17 protein-coding genes are annotated in these 24,812 nt (G+C 46.6%); 11 read left to right on the forward strand and 6 right to left on the reverse strand.

Features of this window, described 5'->3' with window-relative positions; all coding sequences use genetic code 11:
• Positions 1–4: 4 nt before the first annotated feature.
• Positions 5–487, forward strand: coding sequence for an SRPBCC family protein (locus Q5691_RS17710; RefSeq protein ID WP_333210796.1), 483 nt, complete (start codon positions 5–7; stop codon positions 485–487).
• 5 nt (positions 488–492) lie between these two features.
• Positions 493–942, forward strand: coding sequence for an EVE domain-containing protein (locus tag Q5691_RS17715; RefSeq protein WP_333210795.1), 450 nt, complete (start codon positions 493–495; stop codon positions 940–942).
• An 84-nt stretch (positions 943–1,026) separates the two neighbouring features.
• Here Q5691_RS17715 and Q5691_RS17720 read toward each other — a convergent pair whose 3' ends face one another.
• Both Q5691_RS17720 and Q5691_RS17725 read right to left on the reverse strand, forming a co-directional pair.
• Positions 1,027–2,067, reverse strand: coding sequence for a glucokinase (locus Q5691_RS17720; RefSeq protein WP_333310722.1), 1,041 nt, complete (start codon positions 2,065–2,067; stop codon positions 1,027–1,029).
• Positions 2,068–2,102: 35 nt separating this feature from the next.
• A complete protein-coding gene (locus tag Q5691_RS17725; RefSeq protein ID WP_333345963.1) occupies positions 2,103–4,163 on the reverse strand; it encodes an amylo-alpha-1,6-glucosidase in 2,061 nt (686 codons plus the stop codon).
• A gap of 316 nt (positions 4,164–4,479) precedes the next feature.
• Here Q5691_RS17725 and treZ point away from each other — a divergent pair, with 316 nt between their 5' ends.
• From treZ to Q5691_RS17760, 7 genes are all read left to right on the forward strand, one after another.
• Positions 4,480–6,303, forward strand: coding sequence for a malto-oligosyltrehalose trehalohydrolase (treZ, locus tag Q5691_RS17730; RefSeq protein ID WP_333310726.1), 1,824 nt, complete (start codon positions 4,480–4,482; stop codon positions 6,301–6,303).
• A gap of 443 nt (positions 6,304–6,746) precedes the next feature.
• Entirely contained in the window at positions 6,747–9,542 is a 2,796-nt protein-coding gene (treY, locus tag Q5691_RS17735; RefSeq protein ID WP_333210856.1) for a malto-oligosyltrehalose synthase, read from the forward strand.
• Between the two features lie 676 nt (positions 9,543–10,218).
• On the forward strand, positions 10,219–12,126 hold the full coding sequence (gene dnaK / locus Q5691_RS17740; protein ID WP_333310727.1) for a molecular chaperone DnaK: 1,908 nt from the start codon (positions 10,219–10,221) through the stop codon (positions 12,124–12,126).
• A gap of 197 nt (positions 12,127–12,323) precedes the next feature.
• Entirely contained in the window at positions 12,324–12,836 is a 513-nt protein-coding gene (locus Q5691_RS17745; RefSeq protein WP_333345967.1) for a DUF4112 domain-containing protein, read from the forward strand.
• A gap of 726 nt (positions 12,837–13,562) precedes the next feature.
• Positions 13,563–14,171: a PadR family transcriptional regulator gene (locus Q5691_RS17750; protein WP_333310730.1), complete on the forward strand. Its 609-nt coding sequence runs from the start codon at positions 13,563–13,565 to the stop codon at positions 14,169–14,171.
• A 265-nt stretch (positions 14,172–14,436) separates the two neighbouring features.
• The gene (locus tag Q5691_RS17755) at positions 14,437–16,302 is read left to right on the forward strand and encodes an efflux RND transporter periplasmic adaptor subunit (RefSeq protein ID WP_333310732.1); all 1,866 of its coding nucleotides are present in this window, start codon (positions 14,437–14,439) and stop codon (positions 16,300–16,302) included.
• A 187-nt stretch (positions 16,303–16,489) separates the two neighbouring features.
• Positions 16,490–19,693, forward strand: a complete 3,204-nt coding sequence (locus Q5691_RS17760; protein ID WP_333345970.1) for an efflux RND transporter permease subunit — start codon at positions 16,490–16,492, stop codon at positions 19,691–19,693.
• A gap of 194 nt (positions 19,694–19,887) precedes the next feature.
• Here Q5691_RS17760 and Q5691_RS17765 read toward each other — a convergent pair whose 3' ends face one another.
• Complete coding sequence (locus Q5691_RS17765; RefSeq protein WP_333345973.1) at positions 19,888–20,043, reverse strand: hypothetical protein; 156 nt, start codon at positions 20,041–20,043, stop codon at positions 19,888–19,890.
• A gap of 88 nt (positions 20,044–20,131) precedes the next feature.
• Between Q5691_RS17765 and Q5691_RS17770 the strand changes: the two genes are divergently transcribed.
• Positions 20,132–20,401, forward strand: a complete 270-nt coding sequence (locus tag Q5691_RS17770; protein WP_333210782.1) for a hypothetical protein — start codon at positions 20,132–20,134, stop codon at positions 20,399–20,401.
• A 98-nt stretch (positions 20,402–20,499) separates the two neighbouring features.
• On the opposite strand, the gene Q5691_RS17775 is transcribed toward Q5691_RS17770, so the two are convergent.
• Both Q5691_RS17775 and Q5691_RS17780 read right to left on the reverse strand, forming a co-directional pair.
• Complete coding sequence (locus Q5691_RS17775) at positions 20,500–22,686, reverse strand: pentapeptide repeat-containing protein (RefSeq protein ID WP_333345976.1); 2,187 nt, start codon at positions 22,684–22,686, stop codon at positions 20,500–20,502.
• A 132-nt stretch (positions 22,687–22,818) separates the two neighbouring features.
• Complete coding sequence (locus tag Q5691_RS17780; protein ID WP_333345982.1) at positions 22,819–23,001, reverse strand: DUF433 domain-containing protein; 183 nt, start codon at positions 22,999–23,001, stop codon at positions 22,819–22,821.
• A 364-nt stretch (positions 23,002–23,365) separates the two neighbouring features.
• On the opposite strand from Q5691_RS17780, the gene Q5691_RS17785 reads away from it, so the two are divergent.
• The gene (locus Q5691_RS17785) at positions 23,366–24,394 is read left to right on the forward strand and encodes a hypothetical protein (protein WP_333080450.1); all 1,029 of its coding nucleotides are present in this window, start codon (positions 23,366–23,368) and stop codon (positions 24,392–24,394) included.
• Positions 24,395–24,464: 70 nt separating this feature from the next.
• Here Q5691_RS17785 and Q5691_RS17790 read toward each other — a convergent pair whose 3' ends face one another.
• Positions 24,465–24,704, reverse strand: a complete 240-nt coding sequence (locus tag Q5691_RS17790; RefSeq protein ID WP_333345979.1) for a transporter suffix domain-containing protein — start codon at positions 24,702–24,704, stop codon at positions 24,465–24,467.
• Positions 24,705–24,812 lie beyond the last annotated feature (108 nt).

Here is a 24,812-nt window from a genome sequence, read left to right on the forward strand (position 1 = left end):
ATAAATGTTAGTTAAAACCAACGCAGTAGTAGAAATTGCTGCATCGCCTGAAGTAGTCTTTGATTTTGTTACGTCCCTATCAAATCTGCCCAAAGTCTTTCGCGGATATGGCCCAATTCCAGCAATTATTAAAGCTGAGATGGCAGATGGTGGAGAAATGCGTGAAGGCGGCGTGCGGCGGATAGAAAATGCTGACACTTCGGTGATTGATGAAGAAATCATTACTTTCAAAAAGCCAGAAAGACAAGCCTACCGACTGGTTAGAGGGTTTAAGTTTCCGATTTCTCTACTCATTGAGTCTGGTGGCGGAGATTGGAATTTCACTGCCACAGCAAAGGGAACTCGGATTGATTGGGAGTTTTATTTTATGCTGACTTCTCCGGTATTCTATCCCGTTGGGTTGTTGCTCGTTCAGATTTTTATGCAAAAAGCTATGCAGCAGTGTTTAGAGAAAATTAAAGAATATTTGGCTAACCCAAGCGAATAGATTGTATGAATTATTGGCTGATGAAGTCGGAACCGGATGTTTATAGTATTGCGGATTTGAAGGGCGATCGCACTTCCATTTGGGATGGCGTTCGCAACTATCAAGCGCGCAATTTTATGCGAGAAATGAGTCGGGGAGATTTAGTATTTTTTTACCATTCTAATACTCAAATACCGGGAATTGCCGGGTTAATGCGCGTCATTGAATCTGGGATTGCTGATCCGAGTCAGTTTGATATGAATAGCGGATATTATGACCCTAAATCGCAGTTTGATGCTCCTCGCTGGCAAACTGTGAAAGTGGAGTTTGTTGAAGAGTTTGCTAAGTTAATATCTTTGGATGAACTGAAACAAAAGTTTAGTGCTGATGAGATTTTGCTGGTGAGGAAAGGCAATCGGTTATCGGTGATGCCGGTATCTGAAAGTGCGGCTGAGAAGATTTTGAAGATGACATAACTCTACCTAAATATGGTGCGCCAGCAGAGCGTTATTTCTTCAACAATCTAGAAGCTTAAAGCTGACGCACCATACAATTATTAACTAAAGACCGGCCGCACAAACTGCGGCTCCAATTAACCCTACATTATCATTTAAAACCAATCTCACCGGCATCATTTCTAACAGCGAATCCATCCGGCCTTTGTGGGTAAAAGCTCGCATAAAACCCCCTTCTTGAATCAGTGGCAAAATTTTAGGAGCGATGCCGCCAGCTATGTACAAACCACCGTAAGGTAAAAGTGACACAGCCATATTTCCTGCGACAGCGCCGTAAGCTTCTACAAACATTTGCATTGTTTGTTCGGAAAGCCGATCGCACTTTTTGAGTGCCGCCTGTGCAATTGTCGCCCCCGGATCGACAGTCTTCTCAGTTTTCCCGACTTCTGACTCCCATTGTTTGATAATTTCTCCTACCTCCGCTGATTCCGGCGCAAATTTTCTGTCCCGCAAAAACTGGTAAATTGCCACAATTCCCTGTCCCGAAACGACTCGCTCGATCGATATTCTGGGAATGTCGTGTTTTGCCAACAAATAATTCAGCAATTCAAACTCTAACTCCGATCGCGGCGCAAAGTCACCGTGTCCCCCTTCCGAAGAAAAAACCCTCACCCCATTTACGTCGGGAATAGCAAAACAATTTCCCAAACCAGTACCCGCACCAATCACAGCAATTGGAGCGTCTTGTCGGGGTTTTCCAACTTGCAAAGTCTGCAAATCTGTAGCATCCAAACCGCACACGCCGTAGCCAACAGCGACAAAATCATTAATTAAACTAACGTGTGATATTCCTAATTCCTGTTCCAGACGTTTCGCATCCAGCCTCCAAGGCAAATTAGTCAGTTTTGCAGTGTTATTAACCACCGGGCCTGCGATCGCAAAACAAGCTTTTTCAGGCAATGGCGCAAAATCCAATTTCATAGCAGCTTCCGTCAAAAACTGCTGCACCATCGGTACTAAATCGGGAAACTCCCCGCTCGGATAGCGAAACTCGTAAAGAGCATTCATTTCACCGTTAACAGTCCTTTCCACTAAGCGCAAAATAGTCTTAGTTCCGCCAATATCGCCCGCTAATAATAATGCCATAAATCTCTTTTTCCACCAAAGATAACATTCCCCATTTAAACACCCACAGTATTAATTGCCAACCAAGACCGCAGCACCTCAGCCACAGTCCAAGCTTGAGCCGTGCAACCCCGAGGCGAGTGGGGGGCGTCGCCTTCAAAAATTTCGCCCAGACTGCCAACTCCGCCGGCTTTTATATGATGTGCCATGGGTTCCAGGAATTCGCTCGCTTGTGCTGGGTTTTTGTATACGTGCAAGTGCGCCAAGACAAACGGGCCAATCAGCCAGCCCCAAACTGTGCCCTGGTGGTAGGCGCTGTCGCGCTGCAATTGGTCGCCTCCGTATGCGCCGCGATATTGCGGGTGCTGCGGCGAGAGGCTGCGGAGGCCGACAGAAGTCAGAAGCTGTTGAGCGCAGCCGTCCACCACGCCGCGCTGCTGGATGGGCGTCAGTAACGGTGTATAGCGGGTTTCCTGGCACATCCCCGCTGACAAGGAGTTGGCGGAGTGAGGAGGAATCGAGTCTAGGGGCAGGGAAACGGCGAATATTTGGTTGGGGCGCAGGGAGGGATCGTGTCCGTCGGGGCCGTCGAGAACGTCGTAACAGTAACCGGTTGAGGCGTTCCAGAAGCGAGGGAATCCAGCGGCTGTTCGATCGCCCAATTGCTGGTATTCGTTGTGAGGCTTGCCCAATTTTCGAGCAAAACTTGCCATAGCTTGTATAGCATTGTACCAAAGCGCGCTGAGTTCGATCGGCTTACCAATCCGAGGCGTCACCACCCAATCGCCGATTTTCGCGTCCATCCAAGTCAGTTGCACACCCTTTTCGCCCGCGTAGATTAAACCGTCATCGGGATCGAGGCGGATATTATACCGAGTTCCCTGTATGTGCCAATCTACAATCTCACATAAAGTAGGCCAGAGTTCCCTCAAAAGTTCCTCGTCCCCAGTGGCATCGATATAAGCGCGAATTGCCTCAAAGTACCACAGAGTGGCGTCTGCGGTGTTGTATTCCGGTGCGCCGCCCGCATCCGGGAAGCGGTTCGGCAGCATTCCCCGATCGACATACCGCGCAAATGTCTGCAAAATCGATCGCGCAATTTCCCATCGCCCCGTACAGATTGTGAGACCGGGTAGGGCGATCGTCGTGTCGCGCCCCCAGTCGCTGAACCAGGGATATCCAGCGATAATCGTTTTGCCTGCGGGTTCCTCCGGTAGCGGGCGGCTGACGATAAATTGGTCGGCTGCGAGCACTAAGTGATTGATCCAGTCGGGAGATTCGCTCACTTTTGACCAGTTTTGCAGCAGTTGTTGGTCATAAGTGCGGCGCTCTTCTAAAGCTGTACCGCCGTTGAGTTCGGTATTTTTCTCGGTGCTGGCTATCAATGTGAGAGAACTTCCCGGTGCGATCGTCATGTGAAAAGTCGCCGCGTGCAAGTGATCCTCGCAGCAGTCCAATCCGCGCCGCTTTTCGGCTGCTAGGTCAAATCCGTAATGCCAATTGTATAAAGGCGTAGAAACTCGAAAGTTGGCCTCTGGTTCGGCATCCGTCAGCAGGTACAGGGGTACAGACTTGGGAAATGCAGTCACGCAAACCCCGCTTTCTAAGGTCTGTAGGCTCATCGGCCAGTCGCCGACGCTCGTCGTGTGGTGGTAGTCGCGGTAGTTGACTAGGGCTTTGACAGCGAGGGCGATCGGTTGTGAGGCACGGTGCAGGCGGTATTGAATATATGTTGTGTTAGCACCTTGCTGCATCCAAATTCGCTTTTCCAGGATAGCGTCCGCGAGAGCAAACCTCCAAACAGGCGTCGTGCCTTCGAGGTGAAAGCTTTCGATGTATTTGTAGCCGTGGGGTTCCATCGTCGCGTCGGCCCAGCGGTTTGTATAAAGCGGATATGCGTGATCGTTATACACAGCCGTCTCGTCCAGCTTGGCGAGCATCAAAGTGCGTCCCAGCGGGGGTTTGAGGGCAGCTACCAGCAAGCCGTGATAGCGGCGGGTGAGGAGATTTGCGATCGTCCCGCTAGCGTAACCGCCGATCCCGTTTGTGACCAACCACTCGCGAGATTCCGCCGAGTCGAGATTGCAGCAGATTTCCCGTCCAAAAGCCATAACCATAAAGTCCACACTCGCGCTGATTTTTGACCTACCTTTAGGTAGATTTTCGACATGATATCAACCAGAAATATTAACGCTTGCAGGCCGCTAATTTGGCGATCGGCCCCGTGCCGATTCCTGCTCTAATTTAAGCCTAACCAACCGCTAATTTTGCCCCTTACCCAATTTTCCCCTTTGATGCCTCTGTCTAAAGTTAGTTGTTTGTTATATTAAGTAATATTACCGTCTAAACAGGCGCTGAACGTTAAGGGCAAGCATTTGATAGCGCGTCGGGCGATCGAACCACCAACCTATTTTATAAGGAGAACAGCTCAAAGTGAAGATAGGAGCAAATTACCTCGGCAATAACCAATGTGAATTTACCGTTTGGGCGCCCACCCTCAAACAAATGGCAGTCCAAATTGTTTCCCCAAAAAAACGCCTGATACCTCTGGAACAATCGGCAGAAGGTTATTGGCGAACCACAGCTACAGACATCGAACCAGGAACCCTTTACACTTACCAAATCGAAGGAAAAACCGACCGACCAGACCCAGCCTCAAAATATCAACCCCAAGGCGTACACGCTCCGTCGCAAGTAATAGATGAAAATATTTTTACTTGGACTGACACAAATTGGCAAGGCGTGCCACTAGCCGAAATGATTATTTACGAACTGCACGTCGGCACTTTCACCCAAGCCGGAACATTTGAAACAATAATTCCCCAGCTAAAACAACTTAAAGAATTGGGAATCAACGCCATCGAAATAATGCCAGTAGCCCAATTTCCTGGCGATAGAAACTGGGGATATGACGGCGTATATCCCTACGCGGTTCAAAACTCCTACGGCGGCCCCGAAGGCTTCAAAACACTCGTCAACGCCTGCCACGAACACGGTATTTCAGTAATTCTCGATGTAGTTTACAACCACCTCGGCCCCGAAGGAAATTATCTCAGGGACTTCGGCCCCTACTTTACATCAAAATACGGCTCGATTTGGGGAGACCCCTTAAACTTCGACGATGCCTACAGCGACGGCGTACGCAACTACTTTATTGAAAACGCCCTCTACTGGTTTCGAGATTATCACATCGATGCCCTGAGATTAGATGCAATTCAAGCAATATTTGAAGTCGGTGCAAGACCTTTTTTACAAGAACTATCCGATGCCACAGCCGATATTTCCCAAGAACTAGGACGGCAACTTTACTTAATAGCCGAAAGTGACTTAAATGATGTCCGCACAATACGTCCTAAAGAACTCGGTGGCTTCGGATTAGACGCCCAATGGTGCGATGATTTCCACCACGCACTGCACGCCTTGCTCACCGGAGAAAACGACCGATACTACCAAGATTTCGGCAAGTGCGAACACTTAGAAAAAGCATTCAAAGAAAGCTTTGTTTACTCCGGCCAGTACGCCCCCCACAGAAAGCGGAGACACGGCAATTCTGTTAAGGATGAACCGGGTCATAAATTTCTGGTTTTTGCCCAAACCCACGACCAAATCGGCAACCGAATTTTGGGAGACAGACTATCCAAAATAGTTGACTTTGAAGGATTGAAACTCGCAGCCGGCACCGTCTTAATTTCTCCCTACATTCCCTTCTTTTTTATGGGAGAAGAATACGGAGAAGAAGCACCGTTTTTTTACTTCGTTTCCCACTCGGACGAAAACTTAATTGAAGCTATCCGCAAGGACAAACAACAAGAATTTAAAATCTTTGAAGGCCGAGGCAAGTTTCACGACCCCCAGAGTCCTGAGACTTTCGATAAGTGTAAGTTAAACTGGGAAAAACAAACCGAAGGCAAACACAAAATCCTTTGGGAATGGCACCAACATTTGATTCAGCTGCGGCGGACAATACCAGCGCTTAAAAAACTCGACAAAAACAGTCTAGAAGTGTCCAGCATTGAAGCGGAAAAAATCTTATTTCTACGTCGCTGGACAGATGACAGCCAGATATTCTGCATTCTAAACTTCAACACGCAAGATGTTGCTTTTACGGCTGCACTGCCCCAAGGCAACGGTCACAAAATTTTAGACTCTGCTGATGAAAAATGGATGGGTTCAGGTTCTAGCTTGCCTGAAAAGATAACTTCAGAGCAAAAATTGACCATTAAACCGCATAGTTTTGCACTCTATGAATTAGAGTAATTAAAACGGGAGGCAGAGCCTCAAATACAGGCGCTCCCAGGCAGAGCCTAGGAACAAGCAACAGGAGGCAGAACCTCTCTCGTTCGTTCTCAGGCTACGCCGCGGAATGTAGTCTAACAAGAAACGGGAGGCAGAGCCTCTCTCGTTCCCAGCCTCTGCCCATTGGTGACAACTTAACGTTAAACGTAGTATCGGTCTGCTGTCTGACGATTAGGGCTCGATCCCCCCTAGCCCCCCTTAATAAGGGGGGGACAGGAATCTTATCAAAGTCCCCCTTATTAAGGGGGATTTAGGGGGATCGAGACTGGGTTAAAAGCGAGATTTATCAGGGGTTTCAGTCTTAAGTTGACACCAATGGCCTCTGCCGGGGAATGCAGTAGAGGAGGCTCTGCCTCATATATTAAAAGAGAAAACCCTAAAAAACCAGGAGTAAAATTAACATGATGAGAATTCCCACAACAACTTATCGGATTCAATTTCATGGAGGTTTTAACTTTGAAGCCGCCAAACAAATCCTTAGCTATCTAGAAGATTTAGGAATTACCGACCTTTACGCTTCACCGATATTTAAAGCCAGAAAAGGCAGCTCTCACGGATACGATGTCGTTGACTCAAATCAGCTCAATCCCGAATTGGGAACTTCAGAAAATTTTGAAGCCCTCACATACGAAATCAAGAAACGGAACATGGGATGGCTGCAAGATATTGTCCCGAACCACATGGCTTACGACACTCAAAATTTGCTGCTGTTAGACGTATTGGAACACGGGCCAGATTCCGACTATTTCGATTACTTTGATATTGAATGGAATCATGCTTACGAACATCTCAGAGGTCGAGTGCTGGCTCCGCTGCTGGGCAATTTTTATGGAGAGTGTTTGGAAAATGGCGAGATTCAACTCAAATACAGCGAAAATGGGCTGAGCATCAATTATTATAGCTTACAATTGCCCGTAAGAATTGAATCTTATGCTAAATTTATTAGTCATAATTTGGGGCATTTAGCCAGAGAATTAGGCAGACGCCATCCAGATTTTATCAAGTTTTTAGGAATTCTTTATTTGATTAAAAATACACCTTCAGAAACTAAAGGTAAAACCCGATACGATCAGATAGCTTTTGTCAAAGGGCTGCTGTGGGAACTCTACAACCAAAATCCCCTTGTACAGGAATTCATTGATGAAAATATCAAAGTTTTTAACGGAGAAAAGGGGAATGCCGAAAGCTTTAATCTGCTAGACGATTTGCTTTCCGAGCAGTTTTACCGTCTGTCTTTCTGGAAAGTGGGGGCAGAAGAAATTAACTACCGAAGGTTTTTTACGGTCAACGAGCTTATTTCGGTAAAAGTTGAAGAGATTAAAGTTTTTCACAAAAACCATGCTCTGATATTCGACATGGTTGATGAGGGAAAGTTTACCGGATTGAGAATCGACCACATCGACGGGCTTTACGACCCCACAGAATATTTGAAACGGCTCCGGGAGAAGGTCGGAGATACTTACATTACTGTTGAAAAAATTCTGGAACACGAAGAAGATTTGCCGTCATATTGGCCAATTGAGGGAACGAGCGGCTACGACTTTTTGAATTACGTAAACGGCGTTTTTTGTCGGTGCGATCGCGAACAGCAATTTAGCGAAATATATCAGAGATTTACTCGCTTGAATGTTCCCTATGAACAGTTATTTTTAGATAAAAAAGGACTGATTGTTGAGAAAAACTTGGCGGGAGATGTAGACAATCTAGCTCAACTTTTGAAGAATATCTCCGGTCAGTCGAGACAGGGAAATGACTTTACTCGTCCCGGTTTGGAAAAAGCATTGGCGGCTGTTTTGACAATTTTTCCAGTCTACCGAACTTACATCAATCAAGACGGTTTGAGAGAGTCCGATCGCACTTACGTACAATATGCGATCGCCCATGCCAAACAACAAGCACCCCGACTCCTCAAGGAACTTAAATTTATCGAAACGGTGCTGTTACTGGAAGAAGAAGAAACTCTAACACCAGAACAAAAAGAGCAGCGTCGGCACTTTGTAATGAAACTCCAGCAGTTGACGGGCCCATTAATGGCAAAAGGCGTTGAAGACACGCTTTTATACGTCTACTATCGGCTTTTATCCCTCAACGAAGTGGGAGGAAATCCCAGTCAGTTCGGCGTGTCGCTGGGAGATTTTCACGAGTTCAACAAACAACAGCAAGTCGCTTGGCCGCACAAAATGAATGCTACAGCTACCCACGATACCAAACGCGGCGAAGATGTGCGAGCCAGAATAAACGTTTTGTCAGAAATTCCCGATGAATGGGAACAGCAAGTCAGGTCTTGGAGAGAGGTAAACTCTTCTAAGAAAGTCAACTTTGCGAATCGAATGGTTCCAGATACTAATGACGAATACTTCCTGTACCAAACTCTGCTCGGCAGTTTTCCCTTTGAGGGAATTGAAAACACTGATTATGTCGATCGCCTGAAAGATTATGTGATTAAAGCTGTCCGCGAAGCAAAAGTTTATACGGCTTGGCTGAGACCGGATAACGATTACGAAGCTGGTTTTATGACCTTTGTCGATACCGTTCTCGAACCTTCGGAACAAAATCAGTTTCTCAACAAATTTACACCTTTCTGTAAAAAAGTAGCTAATTACGGAATTTTCAATTCTTTATCTCAAACGCTGCTGAAAATCACGGCTCCGGGCGTTCCCGACATTTATCAAGGGACGGAATTCTGGGATTTAAGCCACGTCGATCCCGATAACCGCCGTCCCGTGGATTTTGAGCGCAGAATCGAGGTTTTGCGGGAAATTAAAGAACAAGCTCAGACGGATATTTTGCAACTGGTTGAAGATTTGATTGCGACGCGAGAAGACGCGAGAATTAAGTTGTTTTTGACGGCAAGAGCGCTAGAAGCGAGAAAAAAATACTTGCAAGTTTTTCAATCTGGCGATTATCTGCCCCTGGAAGCCGTTGGCACTTTTAAAGATAATGTTGTTGCCTTTGCCAGAAGCTTTGGAGAGACTACAGTTATTGTCATTGCTCCCCGGTTTTTGACGGGAATTGTCAAACCGGAAGAAATGCCGATCGGCAAACAAGTTTGGAAAGATACTAATTTGAAATTATCCGAGCAAATGCCGTCGGTTTGGAAAGATGCAATTACAAATCAGGCGGTAGAAAGTAACAGTACTTTGGCAATTGGTGACGCTCTCAGTTACTTTCCTGCAGCTCTGCTGATCGGTAAAAAATAGCAATGAAAAGCTGGAAAATTCACTAATTTTCCGAGATTCCCACGAGGCGGACTTGAGGCTCTTCCTCAATAAAATATTCTTTCTCAGGCACAGCCTGGAAGTAAACGGGTAGGGACAGGGCATTGCCCTGTCCCTTTTTAGAATTGATGTTATATCAAATCCGTTAGCATCGGAATAGTAAATTCGAGTTCGCTGTTCGCTGTTCGCTGTTCGCTGTTCGCTGTTCGCTGTTCACTGTCAACCGTCAACCGTCAACATCATTCCGGTGTAACCGGAAATGATATTAAACCTGATTTGAAGCCAAAAAACCGATCGCCCCTACCAACCAAACAAAATTTATACACATAAGACGGCAAACACAACACAACGTATACGGTTTGCCACAATACCCGAATCGATCGCACACCGTACATTAGGAAGAGTAAAGAAAAGCAGTCAACAACTGTAGCGGTGTAAACCTCATGAATGCAACCGTCCCCCAAAAGGTTCGGTAAACACGCCTTCATCGCCTGGTCTAACCACCCGCAGTATAGAGATAAGCACCTATCTAAGACTGTATTAAAGCAGGACTCACTATCCGTACACCCCCCACAGGTGAAATCGCAGTCCTGAATAACCAGACTATCACACAGATAGAAAACCAAAATTTTGTAGAGATTGGAGCCGGAACACCCCTATGGGAAAAGTAGTTGGAATTGACTTAGGTACGACAAACTCCTGCGTCGCAGTTATGGAAGGCGGCAAACCCACCGTCATAGCCAACGCCGAAGGGGGTCGCACCACACCTTCTGTAGTAGCATACGCTAAAAATGGGGATCAACTTGTCGGACAAATCGCCAAGCGTCAAGCCGTGATGAACGCCGAAAACACCTTTTACTCAGTAAAACGGTTTATCGGGCGTCGGGTTGATGAAGTAACCCACGAAACCACTGAAGTTTCCTACAAAGTTCTCAAAGTCGGCAACAGCCTCAAACTAGACTGTCCCGCCCGTGGCAAGCAATTTGCCCCAGAAGAAATTTCTGCACAAGTTCTCCGCAAACTCGTAGAAGACGCCAGCAAATACCTCGGCGAAACTGTTACCCAAGCGGTAATTACTGTTCCCGCTTACTTTAACGACTCCCAGCGCCAAGCTACGAAAGACGCGGGAAAAATTGCCGGTATAGAAGTGCTGCGGATTATTAACGAACCTACAGCAGCAGCTTTAGCTTACGGGTTAGATAAAAAGAGCAACGAAACCATCCTCGTATTTGACTTAGGTGGCGGTACTTTCGACGTATCTATTCTCGAAGTAGGCGACGGCGTGTTTGAAGTGTTAGCAACTTCTGGAGACACTCACCTCGGCGGTGACGATTTCGATAAAAAAATTGTTGATTTCATCGCTAATGAATTCCAAAGAGCCGAAGGCATTGATCTTCGCAAAGACAAACAAGCACTGCAACGCCTGACGGAAGCTGCAGAAAAAGCCAAGATTGAGCTTTCAAGCGTTACCCAAGCAGAAATCAACCTGCCGTTTATTACCGCGACTCAAGACGGGCCAAAACACTTGGACACGACTTTGACGCGGGGCAAGTTTGAAGAACTGTGCTCGGATTTGATCGATCGCTCCCGCATCCCTGTTGAAAATGCGATCCGCGACGCCAAATTAGACAAATCTGCAATTAATGAAGTCGTCTTAGTTGGTGGTTCTACGCGCATTCCTGCGGTGCAAGAACTGGTTAAAAAGCTTCTTGGCAAAGACCCCAACCAAACGGTAAACCCGGATGAAGTGGTCGCAGTCGGTGCAGCAATTCAAGCCGGCGTACTCTCCGGCGAAGTCAAAGACATCTTGTTGCTCGACGTTACTCCGCTGTCTCTCGGCGTCGAAACCTTGGGTGGCGTGATGACCAAAATCATTCCCCGCAACACCACTATTCCTACCAAGAAGTCGGAAACTTTCTCGACTGCTGTAGATGGCCAAACAAACGTGGAAATTCACGTTTTGCAAGGCGAACGGGAAATGGCGAATGATAACAAGGATTTGGGAACCTTCCGCTTAGATGGAGTTCCACCAGCCCCCCGTGGCGTACCTCAAATTGAAGTTACTTTCGATATCGATGCTAACGGTATTTTGAATGTAGCTGCTAAGGATAAAGGTACTGGCAAGGAGCAATCGATTAGCATTACTGGTGCTTCTACTTTGCCCAGCAATGAAGTCGAGCGCATGGTGAAGGAAGCCGAATCCAATGCTTCTGCTGACAAGGAACGTCGCGAAAGGATCGATCGCAAAAACCAAGCTGATTCTCAAGCCTATCAAATCGAGAAGCAGTTAGCAGAATTGGGCGATAAAGTTCCCGCTGATGACAAAACTAAGATTGAAGGGTTGCTCAAAGACTTGCGCGAGGCCATTGGTAGTGAAGATGACGATCGCATCAAAACCCTAACAACAGAGTTGCAGCAAGCATTCTACGCTGTCAGCAGCAACCTGTACCAGCAAGCAGGCGGCCCAACTGACGGCCCTGGTGGCCCCGGCGGCTACGGAGACGGTGGCCCGACAGGCGGCGGCGACGACGTGATTGACGCCGACTTCACTGAAGGCAACAAATAACAGGCTAAATTAAAAGCCCCCAGCTAGAAGCAAGAAACCCGGTTTTGAACAGAAACCGGGTTTCTGTGCATTCAAAAACAAACAAAAGGCGATCGCCCAAAATCAGTAAAAATCTGCTTGAGGCATAGTGAAAAAAATTGAATATGCTTCAATAAATATCATAAACTAGCAGTAATATCGCAATCGAGAGCCATTAAATGTCACCTTCTCCTATACAAAGTTCCTCCCCAAATAACCCCAGCCCATCTCATGTAGCATCCTTGCGCCGACTGCGCCGGATCAGCCATTTACTAGACAATGCAATTCCGATTCCCGGCACAAAGTACCGCATCGGACTCGATCCTATACTGGGACTGATACCGGGCGGCGGCGATGTAATCAGTTCAATTTTTGCAGGATATGTTGTCTTCAAATCCGCTCAAATGGGAGTGCCTCAAGAGACCTTAGTAAAAATGGCAGCTAATATCGTGTTTGATACAGTGGCTGGTACTGTACCGGTAGCCGGAGATTTGTTGGATGTTGCTTGGAAAGCTAATGTCAAAAATATAGAATTGCTGGATGCTCATTTAGGTTCCCCTGAACAAGGCAAAAAAGCCGATTGGCTATTTGTGGCGGCGTTGCTGTTGGGTTTGATATTAATTGTCGGAGGCGTGATTTTCTTGAGCGTGATGCTTTTTGGCTGGCTATTTCAAGTAATTACAGGGCGTTAAATTGGGTGTGATGAGCAAGATAAATCCCTCTCTTTATGTCATTCATAGTGATAGCATATAATCGGAAAAGTTTTCCTAAAAAATCCTCTTTGAGGATGATTGCGAACTGACAAAAAACATCTGGGTTTAAGTATCCATAGGTGCGTTGCTTTTTTTACGAGTCAAAAAAAAGAGCGAATATATCACATCTCCGTAGATTAAAAACAGGGAGATTGGAAAGAAAACACACCCTTTTTTCGCAGCAATACTTAAGAGAAACAAGAGGATTATTGGCTACGAAAAAACAGTGGCTGCCATCAATGTTGAAAAATTCAACCAACCCCTACCAATAAAGGTTCTGATCCTCTTGCCAAGAAGAGATATGTGGCATAAATCTGAGATATTGCACCACTCTCAAGAACAGGCAAGATGCCTGTTCCACAAGAAAATTCACTCTAGATATTGAAAAGTATATCTTAAGGGGATTGACAAAATTTATTAACTATGTACTCAAGTGTCAATTTTCTTTGAAACTAGGTAGTGACCAGGAATTTCTTGATGGTACCCGCCACGTGATCTATCCGTGGAATCAATCCCAAATCGAAAATCGAAAATCCTCAAGCCCCCGCATTTATCTCGCGCAAGTCAATCGAAAATCTAAAATCTAAAATCTAAAATCGATTGACCCGATCGCCCTTGAATCCGATATAGTGATATAATCCAGACTATAATATCAAATTGATATAAATGCTTGAATTATCAGCCCTTGGACTGCTACAGTTGCAACCCATGCACGGCTATCGGCTAAAGCAAAAACTGGAGCTGTTTATGAGCAGTTGCATCAGCGTCAACTATGGAGCGATTTACCCACTCCTGAAGCGCTTGGAAGAGCGAGGCCAGATTGCGACAATTGCCGAAGAAGCCGGAGATGCGGGATGTCCGCGCAAAATCTACGGAATTACCGCCCAAGGGCGCGAACTCTGGCGGCAAAAAATGCTCGAACACCCTCAAGAAAGCTGGGTTAACAGTGGTTCCCGGTTCCAAATCAAGTTTTTCTTTTTTGGCGACTTAGAGCCTGCTGAACGGCTGAAGCTATTGGAACACCGCTTGCGAGCCTGCTACACCCGGCAAGACTACATCGAAAGTCTCAAGAGCGAATATCCACTAACAGATGACTATCAATTTGCCTCTCGCGATCGCTGCAAGTCAGTGCTGGCGTCAGAGATAGAGTGGTTAACCGAGCAACTAGCCAAGGAAAAAAGTGCGATCGCCGGAGTGCGTGACTCCCCAACCTTCGCTAAATCCGCCGACTCCAAGGAAAAATCTTTCCAACTCACCCACTCAGGTGAGTCATAAGAAGGATGTGCAATCTTGCCTGCCATCGTAACTTTTGAGAAATAACAAGAAGCTTTCCTAAAAATAATCACCATCAGGCTGGGCTAACTGTGATGAGACTAAAGCCCTGCACATACTCCAACCTCATTAAAAAGAGACTTTCCCGATTCCATCATCTTTAAAATCCCTTGTCCTTATTCCCCCATGTTTGAGAGGAACGCCGGAAAATCAAAGATTTCGCCCAAGTCTCAGTCAGAAGTTAAAAAAAATCTAAGTGGTGCTGCCAATGAGTTATTCTAAATCCCCAGAATCCGTCGTTGAAGCTGAAAAGCAAAAATCTCCCACACCGGAACTGCACCCAATTGATGCAGACAACGATCGACCAGAAGATTTTGCAGCCGTTGCCGATCGCCCCCAACCTGTTGCTAAACCCGAACTGCACCCAACCGATGCAGACAGCGATCAACCAGAAGATTTTGCAGCCGTTGCCGATCGCCCCGAACGTGCTGCTAAACCACGATCGCGCTGGCCCCTAATTGCCGCGATCGCGATCGCCACAGGCGCAGCAGGTTTCGGCTGGTACTCGTGGCAATCGGGTCATAATCGCGCACAGCAACCGGCAGCAGCAGCCCAACCCCCAGGCATACCAGTCAAGCTCGCAGCCGTACAAACCAGCTCAGTCCAAGAAGCCTCCGAATTTGTCAGCAGCTTAGAGGCCAAGCGTTCGGTAGAAATCAAACCCGAAGCAGAAGGGCTAGTCACCGAGATTTTTGTCAAATCCGGGGACTTCATAAACAAAGGACAAGCCATCGCCCGCATGAAAAGCGACAGCGCCCAAGCTGACTTGAGGCAATCTCAAGCCAACCTGATCCGCGCTCAATCCCACTTAGCCGAGTTGCAAGCAGGAACCAGGCCCGAAGAAATCGCCCAAGCTCAAGCCCAAGTCGCGCAAGCCCAAGCCAACCTCGCCCAACTGCGATCGGGCTCTCGGCCAGAAGAAATTGGTCAAGCCCAAGCCCGCGTTAGCCAAGCTGAAGCTGACCTCGCCGATGCCCAAACAGGTAGCCTCTTAGAAGACATCGCCCAAGCAAGAGCGCAAATAGAAGCAAGCACAGCCGAAGCAAAATTAGCCACCCAGCAGCTTGCCAGATATCAGGCATTGGCAAGAGAAGGTGCAGAATCTGCCAACACTCTTGAGCAATACACCCAAAAAGAAGGCAGCGCCAAAGCCAACCTCCGAGAAGCTCAAAGGCGGTTTGAGCAGCGACAAAAGAACAGACAAGCCGAGATCGAGCGCCGGACAGCAGCCTTGCAACAGCAGCGGCAAGCTTTGCGGCAATTGCAAAACGGTTCGCGCCCAGAGGAAATAGCCAAAGCCGAAGCAGAAGTTGCACAAGCCAAGAGCAGATTAGCGCAGTTAGCCAACGGCACTCGCCAAGAACAGCTCGATCAAGCTGAAGCGCAAGTTGCCGAGGCCGCCGCTCAAGTGCGCGGCTTTGAAGTACAACTACAAGAAACTGCCGTCATCGCGCCCTTCGCAGGAGTCATCGGCGACATACCAGTGAAAGTAGGTGATTACTTGCAAAAAGGTGATGCCCTTGCCACCCTGACTGAGAACCAATTGCTAGACTTGCGGTTATCAATTCCTTTGGAACGGCAGCCTCAATTACGCTTAGGGCTACCAGTACAAATGCTCGACGCTCAAGGTAAGGCGATCGCCCAAGGTCAAATCAGCTTTATCTCCCCCAACGTCAGCGCCAATTCCCAAACAATTTTAGCTAAAGCCACCTTTCCCAACCCCACCGGCGAACTGCTTAATCTCCAGTTTGTAAAAGCTAAAGTCATCTGGAAACAGAACCCCGGAATTTTAGTTCCAGTAACAGCAGTCACTCGCTTAGGTGGGGAAACTTTTGTCTTCACAGCTCAAAAGCCGGAACAGCCAAAACCTGGGATGCCACCTTTAGTAGCGCGACAAAAATCCGTGAAATTGGGAGCCATTGAGGGGAATAATTATCAAGTTATTCAAGGTTTGAAAGCCGGGGAAAAAATTGTTACCGCAGGCATCCTTAACCTGACAGACGGTGTTCCGATTATGGCTCAAGAGGAAGGGGAAAAAGCTGGGGAAAAATTACCAGTAGGAAGCAAAAAATAAGGTATGTTGTTGCGCTTTAGCACTCTTAATTCACTTCTTAAGAGCGCACAAGCGCAACTACGTACTGTATGTGAAACTACTTGATTGCTCAGCTATTAAAAAAGGGGAAATTTTAATTTTTGACGTAAGTCTAATTAGAAATTAGAAATTACGAATTATCAACTAACAACTACCCATTACCCAAATAATGTTTGCAGATTTCTTTATTAAACGACCAGTCTTTGCTAGCGTCTGCGCCTTAATTATTATCTTGGTAGGGGCAATCAGCATCCCCAGCATACCTATCGAGCGCTTCCCCGACATTAGCCCTACCCAAATCAACGTCACAGCTAACTATAGCGGGGCGAGTGCTGAAATTGTCGAAAATGCCGTTACCAACATCCTAGAAAGGCAAATCAACGGGGTTGAAGGACTAAAATATCTAACTTCCAGTAGTAGTAACGATGGCACCAGCACCATTACAGCTACCTTTGATTCATCGCGCAACAAAGACATTGCCGGCGTCGATGTTCAAAATCGAGTTGCAGTTGCTCAACCCCAATTACCAGATGCCGTACAACGCACAGGAGTTAGAGTTACCAAACAATCTACAAGTCTCCTATTAGCGATCGGTTTATTTACCGAAAATAAAGAATACGACACCATCTTTTTAAGCAACTACGCTGACCTATATTTAGCAGATGCCTTAAAACGGGTAAAAGGTGTGGGCGACGTGCGAATTTTTGGAGAAAGACGCTATGCAATGCGTTTGTGGATAGACCCTAATAAATTAGCAGCTCGCCGTCTCACAATGCAAGATGTAACGAGAGCTCTCAACGAACAAAACTTGCAAGTTGGTGCTGGGAGAGTTGGTCAAGAACCTGCTCCACAGGGACAAATGTATCAAATTGACTTGCGTGCTGAAAGTCGCCTCAAAGAACCAGCAGAATTTGAAGAAATTGTCCTCAAAACAGAGACCAATGGAACGTTAGTTAAATTAAAAGATGTGGGGAGAGCAGAACTAGGGGCAGAGAATTACAGCTCATTTCTGCGATTTCGAGGCAATGATGCAGTAGGTTTAGGGATTTACCAACTGCCTGGAAGTAATGCTTTGAATGTTGCCCATGCCGTCAAGACAGAAATGGAAAAACTAGCGGTTGCTTTCCCTCCGGGCTTGATACATAGAGTAGCGCTGGACACGACTTTGTTTGTAGAAGAGTCGATGGCAGAAGTAGTCAAGACATTATTTGAAGCTGTCTTGCTAGTTGTTATAGTTATTTTTGTTTTCTTGCAAGACTGGCGCACAACTATTATTCCTATCATCACAATTCCAATTTCTTTGATTGGGACGTTTGCCTTTATCAAAGTTTTCGGATTTACGATTAACAGTTTATCTCTGTTTGGTCTGACATTAGCGACGGGATTAGTGGTTGATGACGCTATCATTGTAGTAGAAAATATTGACCGCCTGATCCGCCAAGGGATGAATGCCCGCCAAGCGGCTTTTGAGTCAATGCGGGAGCTTTTTAGCGCTGTAATTGCGACTTCTTTAGTGTTGATGGCAGTGTTCGTACCCGTGGCATTTTTCCCCGGAACTACAGGAGCGCTTTATAAACAATTTGCGCTAACAATTGCTTTTTCCGTCCTGCTTTCTACCTTTATTGCTATTACTCTCACGCCCTCACTTTCAGCAATATTACTGCGTCGAGGACCGAAGTTTGGGGGCCCGCTGGGTTGGGTTTTTGACAGGTTTAATGGAGTTCTAGATTGGGTACAGCGGCAATATCGCAAATCGTTAATATTTCTCACAGGAATTAAGACTATTGTCACCCTCGTGTTCATCGCTTCTCTGGGAGTAACAGCTTGGCTTTATTTATCAGTCCCCACAGCATTTATCCCGGAAGAAGACCAGGGCTATTTTATGACAATTATTCAAGGGCCCCAAGGTGTTTCGCTGCAATACACTCAGAAAGTAATGGATCAAGTAGAAGCAGAAATCCTCAAACTTCCTGAAGTTGTCGGGACTTTTTCAGTGGGTGGATTTGGTTTTAGCGGTAGCACTTCTAATCAAGGCATTATATTTACTACGCTGAAAGCCTGGGAAGAACGTCACGGAGAAGATCAAACTGTACAAGCGATTATTGGTAAGTTGCGGGGTAAGTTTTTCTCGATTCCCGAAGCGAGAATTTTCCCAGTGAATCCGCCGGCTATTCAAGGTTTAGGTCAATTTGGGGGTTTCCAATTTCAATTGCAAGACCGCAAAGGTAACGGCGGTTTAGATGGCTTAGTCCAGACTATGGGCGGGATTTTGAAGCAGGCAAATCAGACACCGGGATTGCAAGCGGTATTTAGTACATTTGCTGCGAATACCCCTCAGTTAATTGTGGAGGTTGACCGCAATCGAGCTAAGGCTCTAGATATTCCGATTAATGATGTTTTCAGTACGTTACAAACGGCTCTGGGTGCTCAGTATGTGAACGATTTTAACCTGCAGCAGCGCAATTATCGGGTGTATGTTCAGGCGGATAAACAGTTTCGTGATAACCCTGAAGATATTGGGAAATTGTATGTGCGTTCTGGAAAGAATGAAATGGTTTCTTTGAGCAATTTGGTGAAGATAACTCCGGTGGTGGGGGCACAAACTGTTAACCACTACAATTTATATAGGTCAATTGAAATTACTGGCTCTCCGGCTCCGGGAGCGAGTTCTGGACAGGCGCTAAAATCGATGGAAAAGGTGTCGGCTCAAGTGTTACCCTCTGGTTTTGGCTATGAATGGTCGGGGAGTTCTTTAGAAGAAATTGAATCGGGCGGTCAAGCACCGATTATTTTCGGTTTGGGGCTGATTTTTGTGTTCTTGGTGTTGGCGGCGCAGTACGAAAATTATGTCGATCCTTTCATTATTTTGCTATCGGTGCCTCTGGCGATTTTGGGTGCTCTTTTAGCTCAGTCGTTGCGGGGTTTGGCGAATGATGTTTATTGCCAGATTGGTTTGGTGATGTTGATTGGATTGGCTAGTAAAAATGCGATTTTAATCGTGGAGTTTGCGAACCAGTTACGGGAGCGGGGATATTCAATTGCTAAGGCGGCAGTTGAGGCTTCTCAAGAGCGTTTACGACCGATTTTGATGACTTCTTTATCATTCATTTTGGGTATTGCTCCTCTGGTTAATCCAGAAGGTGCGGGTGCCGCCAGTCGCCGATCGCTAGGGAATGCGATCGCGGGGGGGATGGTTGTTTCTACTTTCTTGAGTTTGTTTATGGTGCCGGTTCTGTATGTGGTGGTTGTCTCGGCTCGCGATCGCTTTAAGAAACGCGATCGCCCGCAAAATCCGCCCGAGGATGGCACAATTTTGAATGGGAAAACGGCTACCCGCGAGGAGATTGAACGCGATAAAGTATCCCCGTTGTAGTTGGTAAGTTGAAAAGGCGATCGTTTTGTGAGTCTCATTGGTGCGATCGCCCAAAACCCGCCAATCCCCAATCAAAACCCCCAAAGTCCCCTGATTAGTCCGGGGTTCAATTCTTCAATCCCAAATCCCAAATCCCAAATCTAAAATCTAAAATCTAAAATCTAAAATCGATTGACGGCGGCCCCCATCTGCCGCTACGCTTTGAAGTGAGAGGTTGCTTGCTTGTAGAGGAGGCAGCCCGTGTCGCCCGAAAATCTAGTTGCACTGCCCAAAGCTGCTACGAACAGCAATGGACAGCTAACCGCCAAACTGATCACAGCAGTCTGGAGGCTAACGGAGTATCTTAACATCCTCTGTAGCCGCCCTGCTATGTGTTGAACTGCGGGGCGGCTGGGTTTTTGGGTTTTCCTAGAAAACCCAAAACCAGGAGAACATATTATGTCACAGGAATTAGTGCCTGACGACAACTTGTCCGATCGCCCAAATGACGACTCAGCAGCAGTATGCGAACAGGAAGTGGTGCTGTTAACGGTTGTCGGTTCGCCGAAGGGAGTCAGGGAAACCATACTCACTTTGTATCGGCTGGGATTTGCCGAAGTCGGCGATTGGAGTCCCCTACAACGTGCGGCGAATCCGAAGCAGGTGATGAGCGTGCTGATCCGTCGTTCGCGGGCTAACGGTACACCGCCGAGAAAATCTGAACGGTAAGCTGCGCTGTCATTTTGATTGAAGCGAAGAATATTCGTGGGGTGGGCGTCTCGCCCGCCCTAAAAATACCATTACTTACTGGGCGTTGATATTGGATTTTAGGGTAAAAGTAAGAGACTTGCGATCGCGGGCAACAATTTACTGCAAGCTTCTACCAACGTCGCCGCGCTAGGTAAACCAGCAATAGTCCCTTTCAGAATCTTCATTGCCGTTTTCCCCGTCTTTTGCATGGTGCTTTCCTGGGGATTTTTCCCTACTTCTGCCAAAGCTTTTACCTGTTCCAAGGCTTCAGCTTTATCCTCATCAGATAAATCAGTTTCAGCCTCGATCGCTGTTTGTAACTCAGTCAATAATTCTTTGATTCCCGGTTGATCACTTTGAGGAGAAGCTGGTAGCTGATTAATCGAGTTGGTAACTGTACCGCTGATATTGCTATTTAAAGTTGATTGATTAATATCTCTAGCATTGATGTTGTTGCTGTTGGTTGGGTTCATAGCTGTACTCTCTAATTTAGATTGAGGTGTATTAGTATTAGTAATACTAACATCAACAGATGGCCGAGTCAACTTTAAAAGTTCATCTTGCTCAAAATTTTTACTAAACACTCCTCTCACAAAGTCTTGAAAAAGACGGTAGTTATGTCTTTCTATTTCAATAATTTCATCTTTAGATTTTAATTGCTCGGTTCGCATTTGAGCTTCTAGCCTTGCTTGATAAACTTCGTCCCAAATTTGCTCAACTTTACCCTTATCAGTTCCTTCTGGAACTTTGAGAGTCAGTAAAACATCGTTTTCTTTCTTCTCAACTCCTTGAATTGACTCGGGTGTAATGTCTGGAAATTCTCGCATTAACTTCTTAAAAGCGGCGACAAAAGCTTCGGGGTTAATCCCATCTTTGAGGAGGATTTGCACAGTTTCCATAATCTTTTTATAGAGTTTCTCGAAATCCCCCGGTTCAAAACATTTACTGGGGTCGTGAGGGCGGCGTTCGCGATCGCCAGTTTCCGGTTGGGGATATTCTAGAAGAAAAACAAACCGACAGTTAACGCGATCGAGCTTTGTATTAGCGTCAATGTTCCAAGCTTCCAAACAAGCACCTGTAAAATAAGCTTTTGTAAAATCTGTTGCTAAGGCTTGAGTTTCAGTCAGGTTTGCGAATTCCAAATTAGCTTGATGCAAAGTTGCTTCGCTGAGGTTAGCCTGCTTGAGATTAGCATAGCTGAGATCAACCCCTGTCAGGTTTGCTCCTTGGAGATTCGCACCGAAATATGATTTTTTGTAGCCCTTGCCAGTGATGAGTAATTCTCGGACGCGGGTATCAGCTAATATCGAATTACCGACTCGCGCGCGATCGAGTTTTTCTGTATTGCGGAAGCAAGTGCGAGTAAGATTGGCTGTTCTCAAATCTGTACTTTTGAGGGTTGCCTCAGTGAAATTGGCATCAGTTAGATCTGCATTGCGAAAGCTAGTGCCGCCTGTAGCGGCAAAGGCAATGGCGATCGTGCGAATCAATGCCTGTTTCTCATCTCCAGCCAAAGCACGCCAAGCAACGTAAATACCTAGTCCTGCCGCTGTCGTTGCCACTGCCACTGCCCCTGCCACTGCCCCTGCCCCTGCCCCGGCGGCTGCCCCTGCCCCGGCGGCTGCCCCTGCCGCTACCACTGCCACTATCCCTGCGACTGCCACTGCCCCTGTGCCTGCCACTACCGCTGCGACTGTCCCTGCGGCTGCGACTGCCCCTGCCCCGGCGGCTGCCCCTGCGGCTGCGACTGCCCCTGCCCCTGCCCCTGCAACTGCCGCTGCCACTGACCCTGCCGCTGCCCCTGTCCCTGTCACTGCCCTTGCCCATGCCGCTGTCGCTGCCGCTGTCGCTGTCGCTGCTGCTGCGGCTGCCCCTGCCCCTGCGGCTGCCCCTGCGGCTGCCCCTCCTCCTAGACCTTGGCGGATAGTAAGTATAAAGAAGATTGCCAAAACTATCAACACAACCACACCGGGAATAATGGTGTACTGTTTGATGTTATCTGGAGTGAAAAAAACTGCTACCCACAAACTAGCAAAGCCTGACATCAATCCCGATATTAACGATAGAAATAGTGAGATAGTTGCTAGACAAATTGTCCAGCGGCGTTGCAGTCCAGCTTGAGCACGGCTGAAGTCAGCTTCTCGGAGGATGGCATTTGTGAAATTTGCGCCTCGGATGTCTGCACCGATGAATTTTGCACCTGTCAGGTTTTGACCTTTGAAATTGTGGCCTCGGAGATTTTTACCGGAGAAGTCTTTGGGCATGATTTCACGCAGCGAGATAATATTATGTCCGGTCAATTAATGAGGACTACAGTGCGAGCTTCTAGCTCGCGAGCCTTACCCTTTTTCTACACAATCATTATTAGCGATTACCGAACCTAATATGATAACTATTTAATAAAAACTCACACCATCCCAAATATCCTCTTGGGTAAGATAGGGAAAATCATCTAAAATTTCTTCATAACTCATCCCAGAGGCGAGATATTCCAACACCTCATAAACCGTAATTTTCATACCTCGAATACAAGGTTTCCCACATCGCTTACCCGGTTCGATCGTAATGATATTACCGATGTCTTGTTCTGACCTGGCACTTTTCCTTTAGCTTGTTTTCTCAATTCTAGGCTAACAAAGGGATAGAGCGCTCGTAACGTTTGGTAGTTTCCAGCATTTTATTAGTTCCTTTAATTTCCTAATTCACTTTAACTCAATCTCCCCCCAGCCAGCACTCGCCTCAAGTCCCATCAGGGGCGTGCCCGGAGTGATTTTGGGTATCTTTTCGCCGATCGCACCCCATCGTGCAATAATGATATGACTTGCACAAAAGCTCTATTAGTAGGTAAATCTTGCCTACCTTACCGCTACATATAGCGTCTCAACTGTCAACCCGTGCAAGTTACCAATTAAACCGGCTGTTGCACTACACAAATTTTTCCTAATGGCTGAAGTCCCCCTAAATCCCGCAGAACTTGCAGAAGCCCTCAACGGCTTTACCGATATCAATTTCCAATTACCAGACCCCGAAGACGAACAAATACCAGAATTTGATTTTGAAAATCAGGTTGACAATGCCTGGAAAGTGTGCGATCGCTTCGACTTGCAAACCGACATTTGGCGGGGACGCATTCTCCGAACAGTCCGAGACAGAGAAAAAAAAGGTGGCGAAGGACGCGGCACAGGGTTTTTGAACTGGCTTAAAGAAAGAGAAATTGGCAAAAGTCAAGCCTATTCTTTGATAGAATTAGCTAATAGTGCCGATACTCTGATCCAGCAAGGAGATTTAGACCCAAATTCCATTAGAAACTTCAGCAAAAGAGCCTTTGTAGAAACCGCCAAAGCATCTCCCGAAGTGCAGCAAATGGTAACAGATGCCGCAGCAAGTGGCGATCGCATCACCCGCCGCGAAGTCAAACAACTCTCCGACGAATGGATGGCAATGAACTCAGATTTATTGCCAGAAGAAGTCAAAGAAAAAGCATCTAGCGGTTCTTTACCTTCCCGCTACCTCGCTCCTTTAGTCAAAGAAATGGAGAAACTCTCCCCATCTCACCAAAGCGAAATTCAAAAAGAAGTAGCAGAAAATCCCGACGTAGATACTGTCAAACAGCTAACTTCAGACGCCAAGAACTTATCAAAATATCTCGACGCCGCCGCCCAAGTGCAAGCTCTAAATCAGTCTCATTTAGACATGGAAATGGCCTTAGAAGAATCTTTGAGAGTCGGCTGTTTGGGAACCACGGCCGACGTTGTAAAACAAGCCGCACAGCTAGAACAAACAGTAGTCAAACTCTACACAATTTGGAAGCGTTTAGGCAGTTTGGCAGATAGATTGTACGTGGATACAGGAGCAAGTACACCCAATTTGCGGTTGCTTTTGGGATGCTTAGACAGTCTTTCGGGAGAAAAGATTGAAGTAGATTTTGGAGACGGAGAACGCTCTATCCGCTTGCAAATTTTCAGCGAATAGCTTAAGTTTGACCGCAGATAAAAGCCAACATCCCGGCTAATTATCTGCGTCGAACCCTGTTCATCTACGGTTAAAATTTATAAGTTTTTTTCCAAAGATATCGGGGATGCAAATAACGCCGATATTTGGTAACTACTTCTTTACCCAACAGCACTACGCTAATCCAAAAACAAACTTCTGCCCCAACAGCCAGAACGAAAGATAAAGTAGTTTTTTGGGTAATGTCCAGCTGCAGGAATGGCACAACAAAAAAAACTGCCAACCACGGTAGAAAAGATAGAATAAATAAAAATAAACCGAGCTTTTGCATAGATTCACATAATACAGATTTGATATCCCCTTTATCCAGGGCTATTTCATTCTAGTGTAAGGCCTGATAGAATAACAGATTAATCTCACTGAGGGTTCAGGTCAAAAT

Source organism: Microcoleus sp. w1-18aA5, assembly GCF_036701705.1.
In the GTDB taxonomy this organism is placed as follows: Bacteria; Cyanobacteriota; Cyanobacteriia; order Cyanobacteriales; family Microcoleaceae; genus Microcoleus.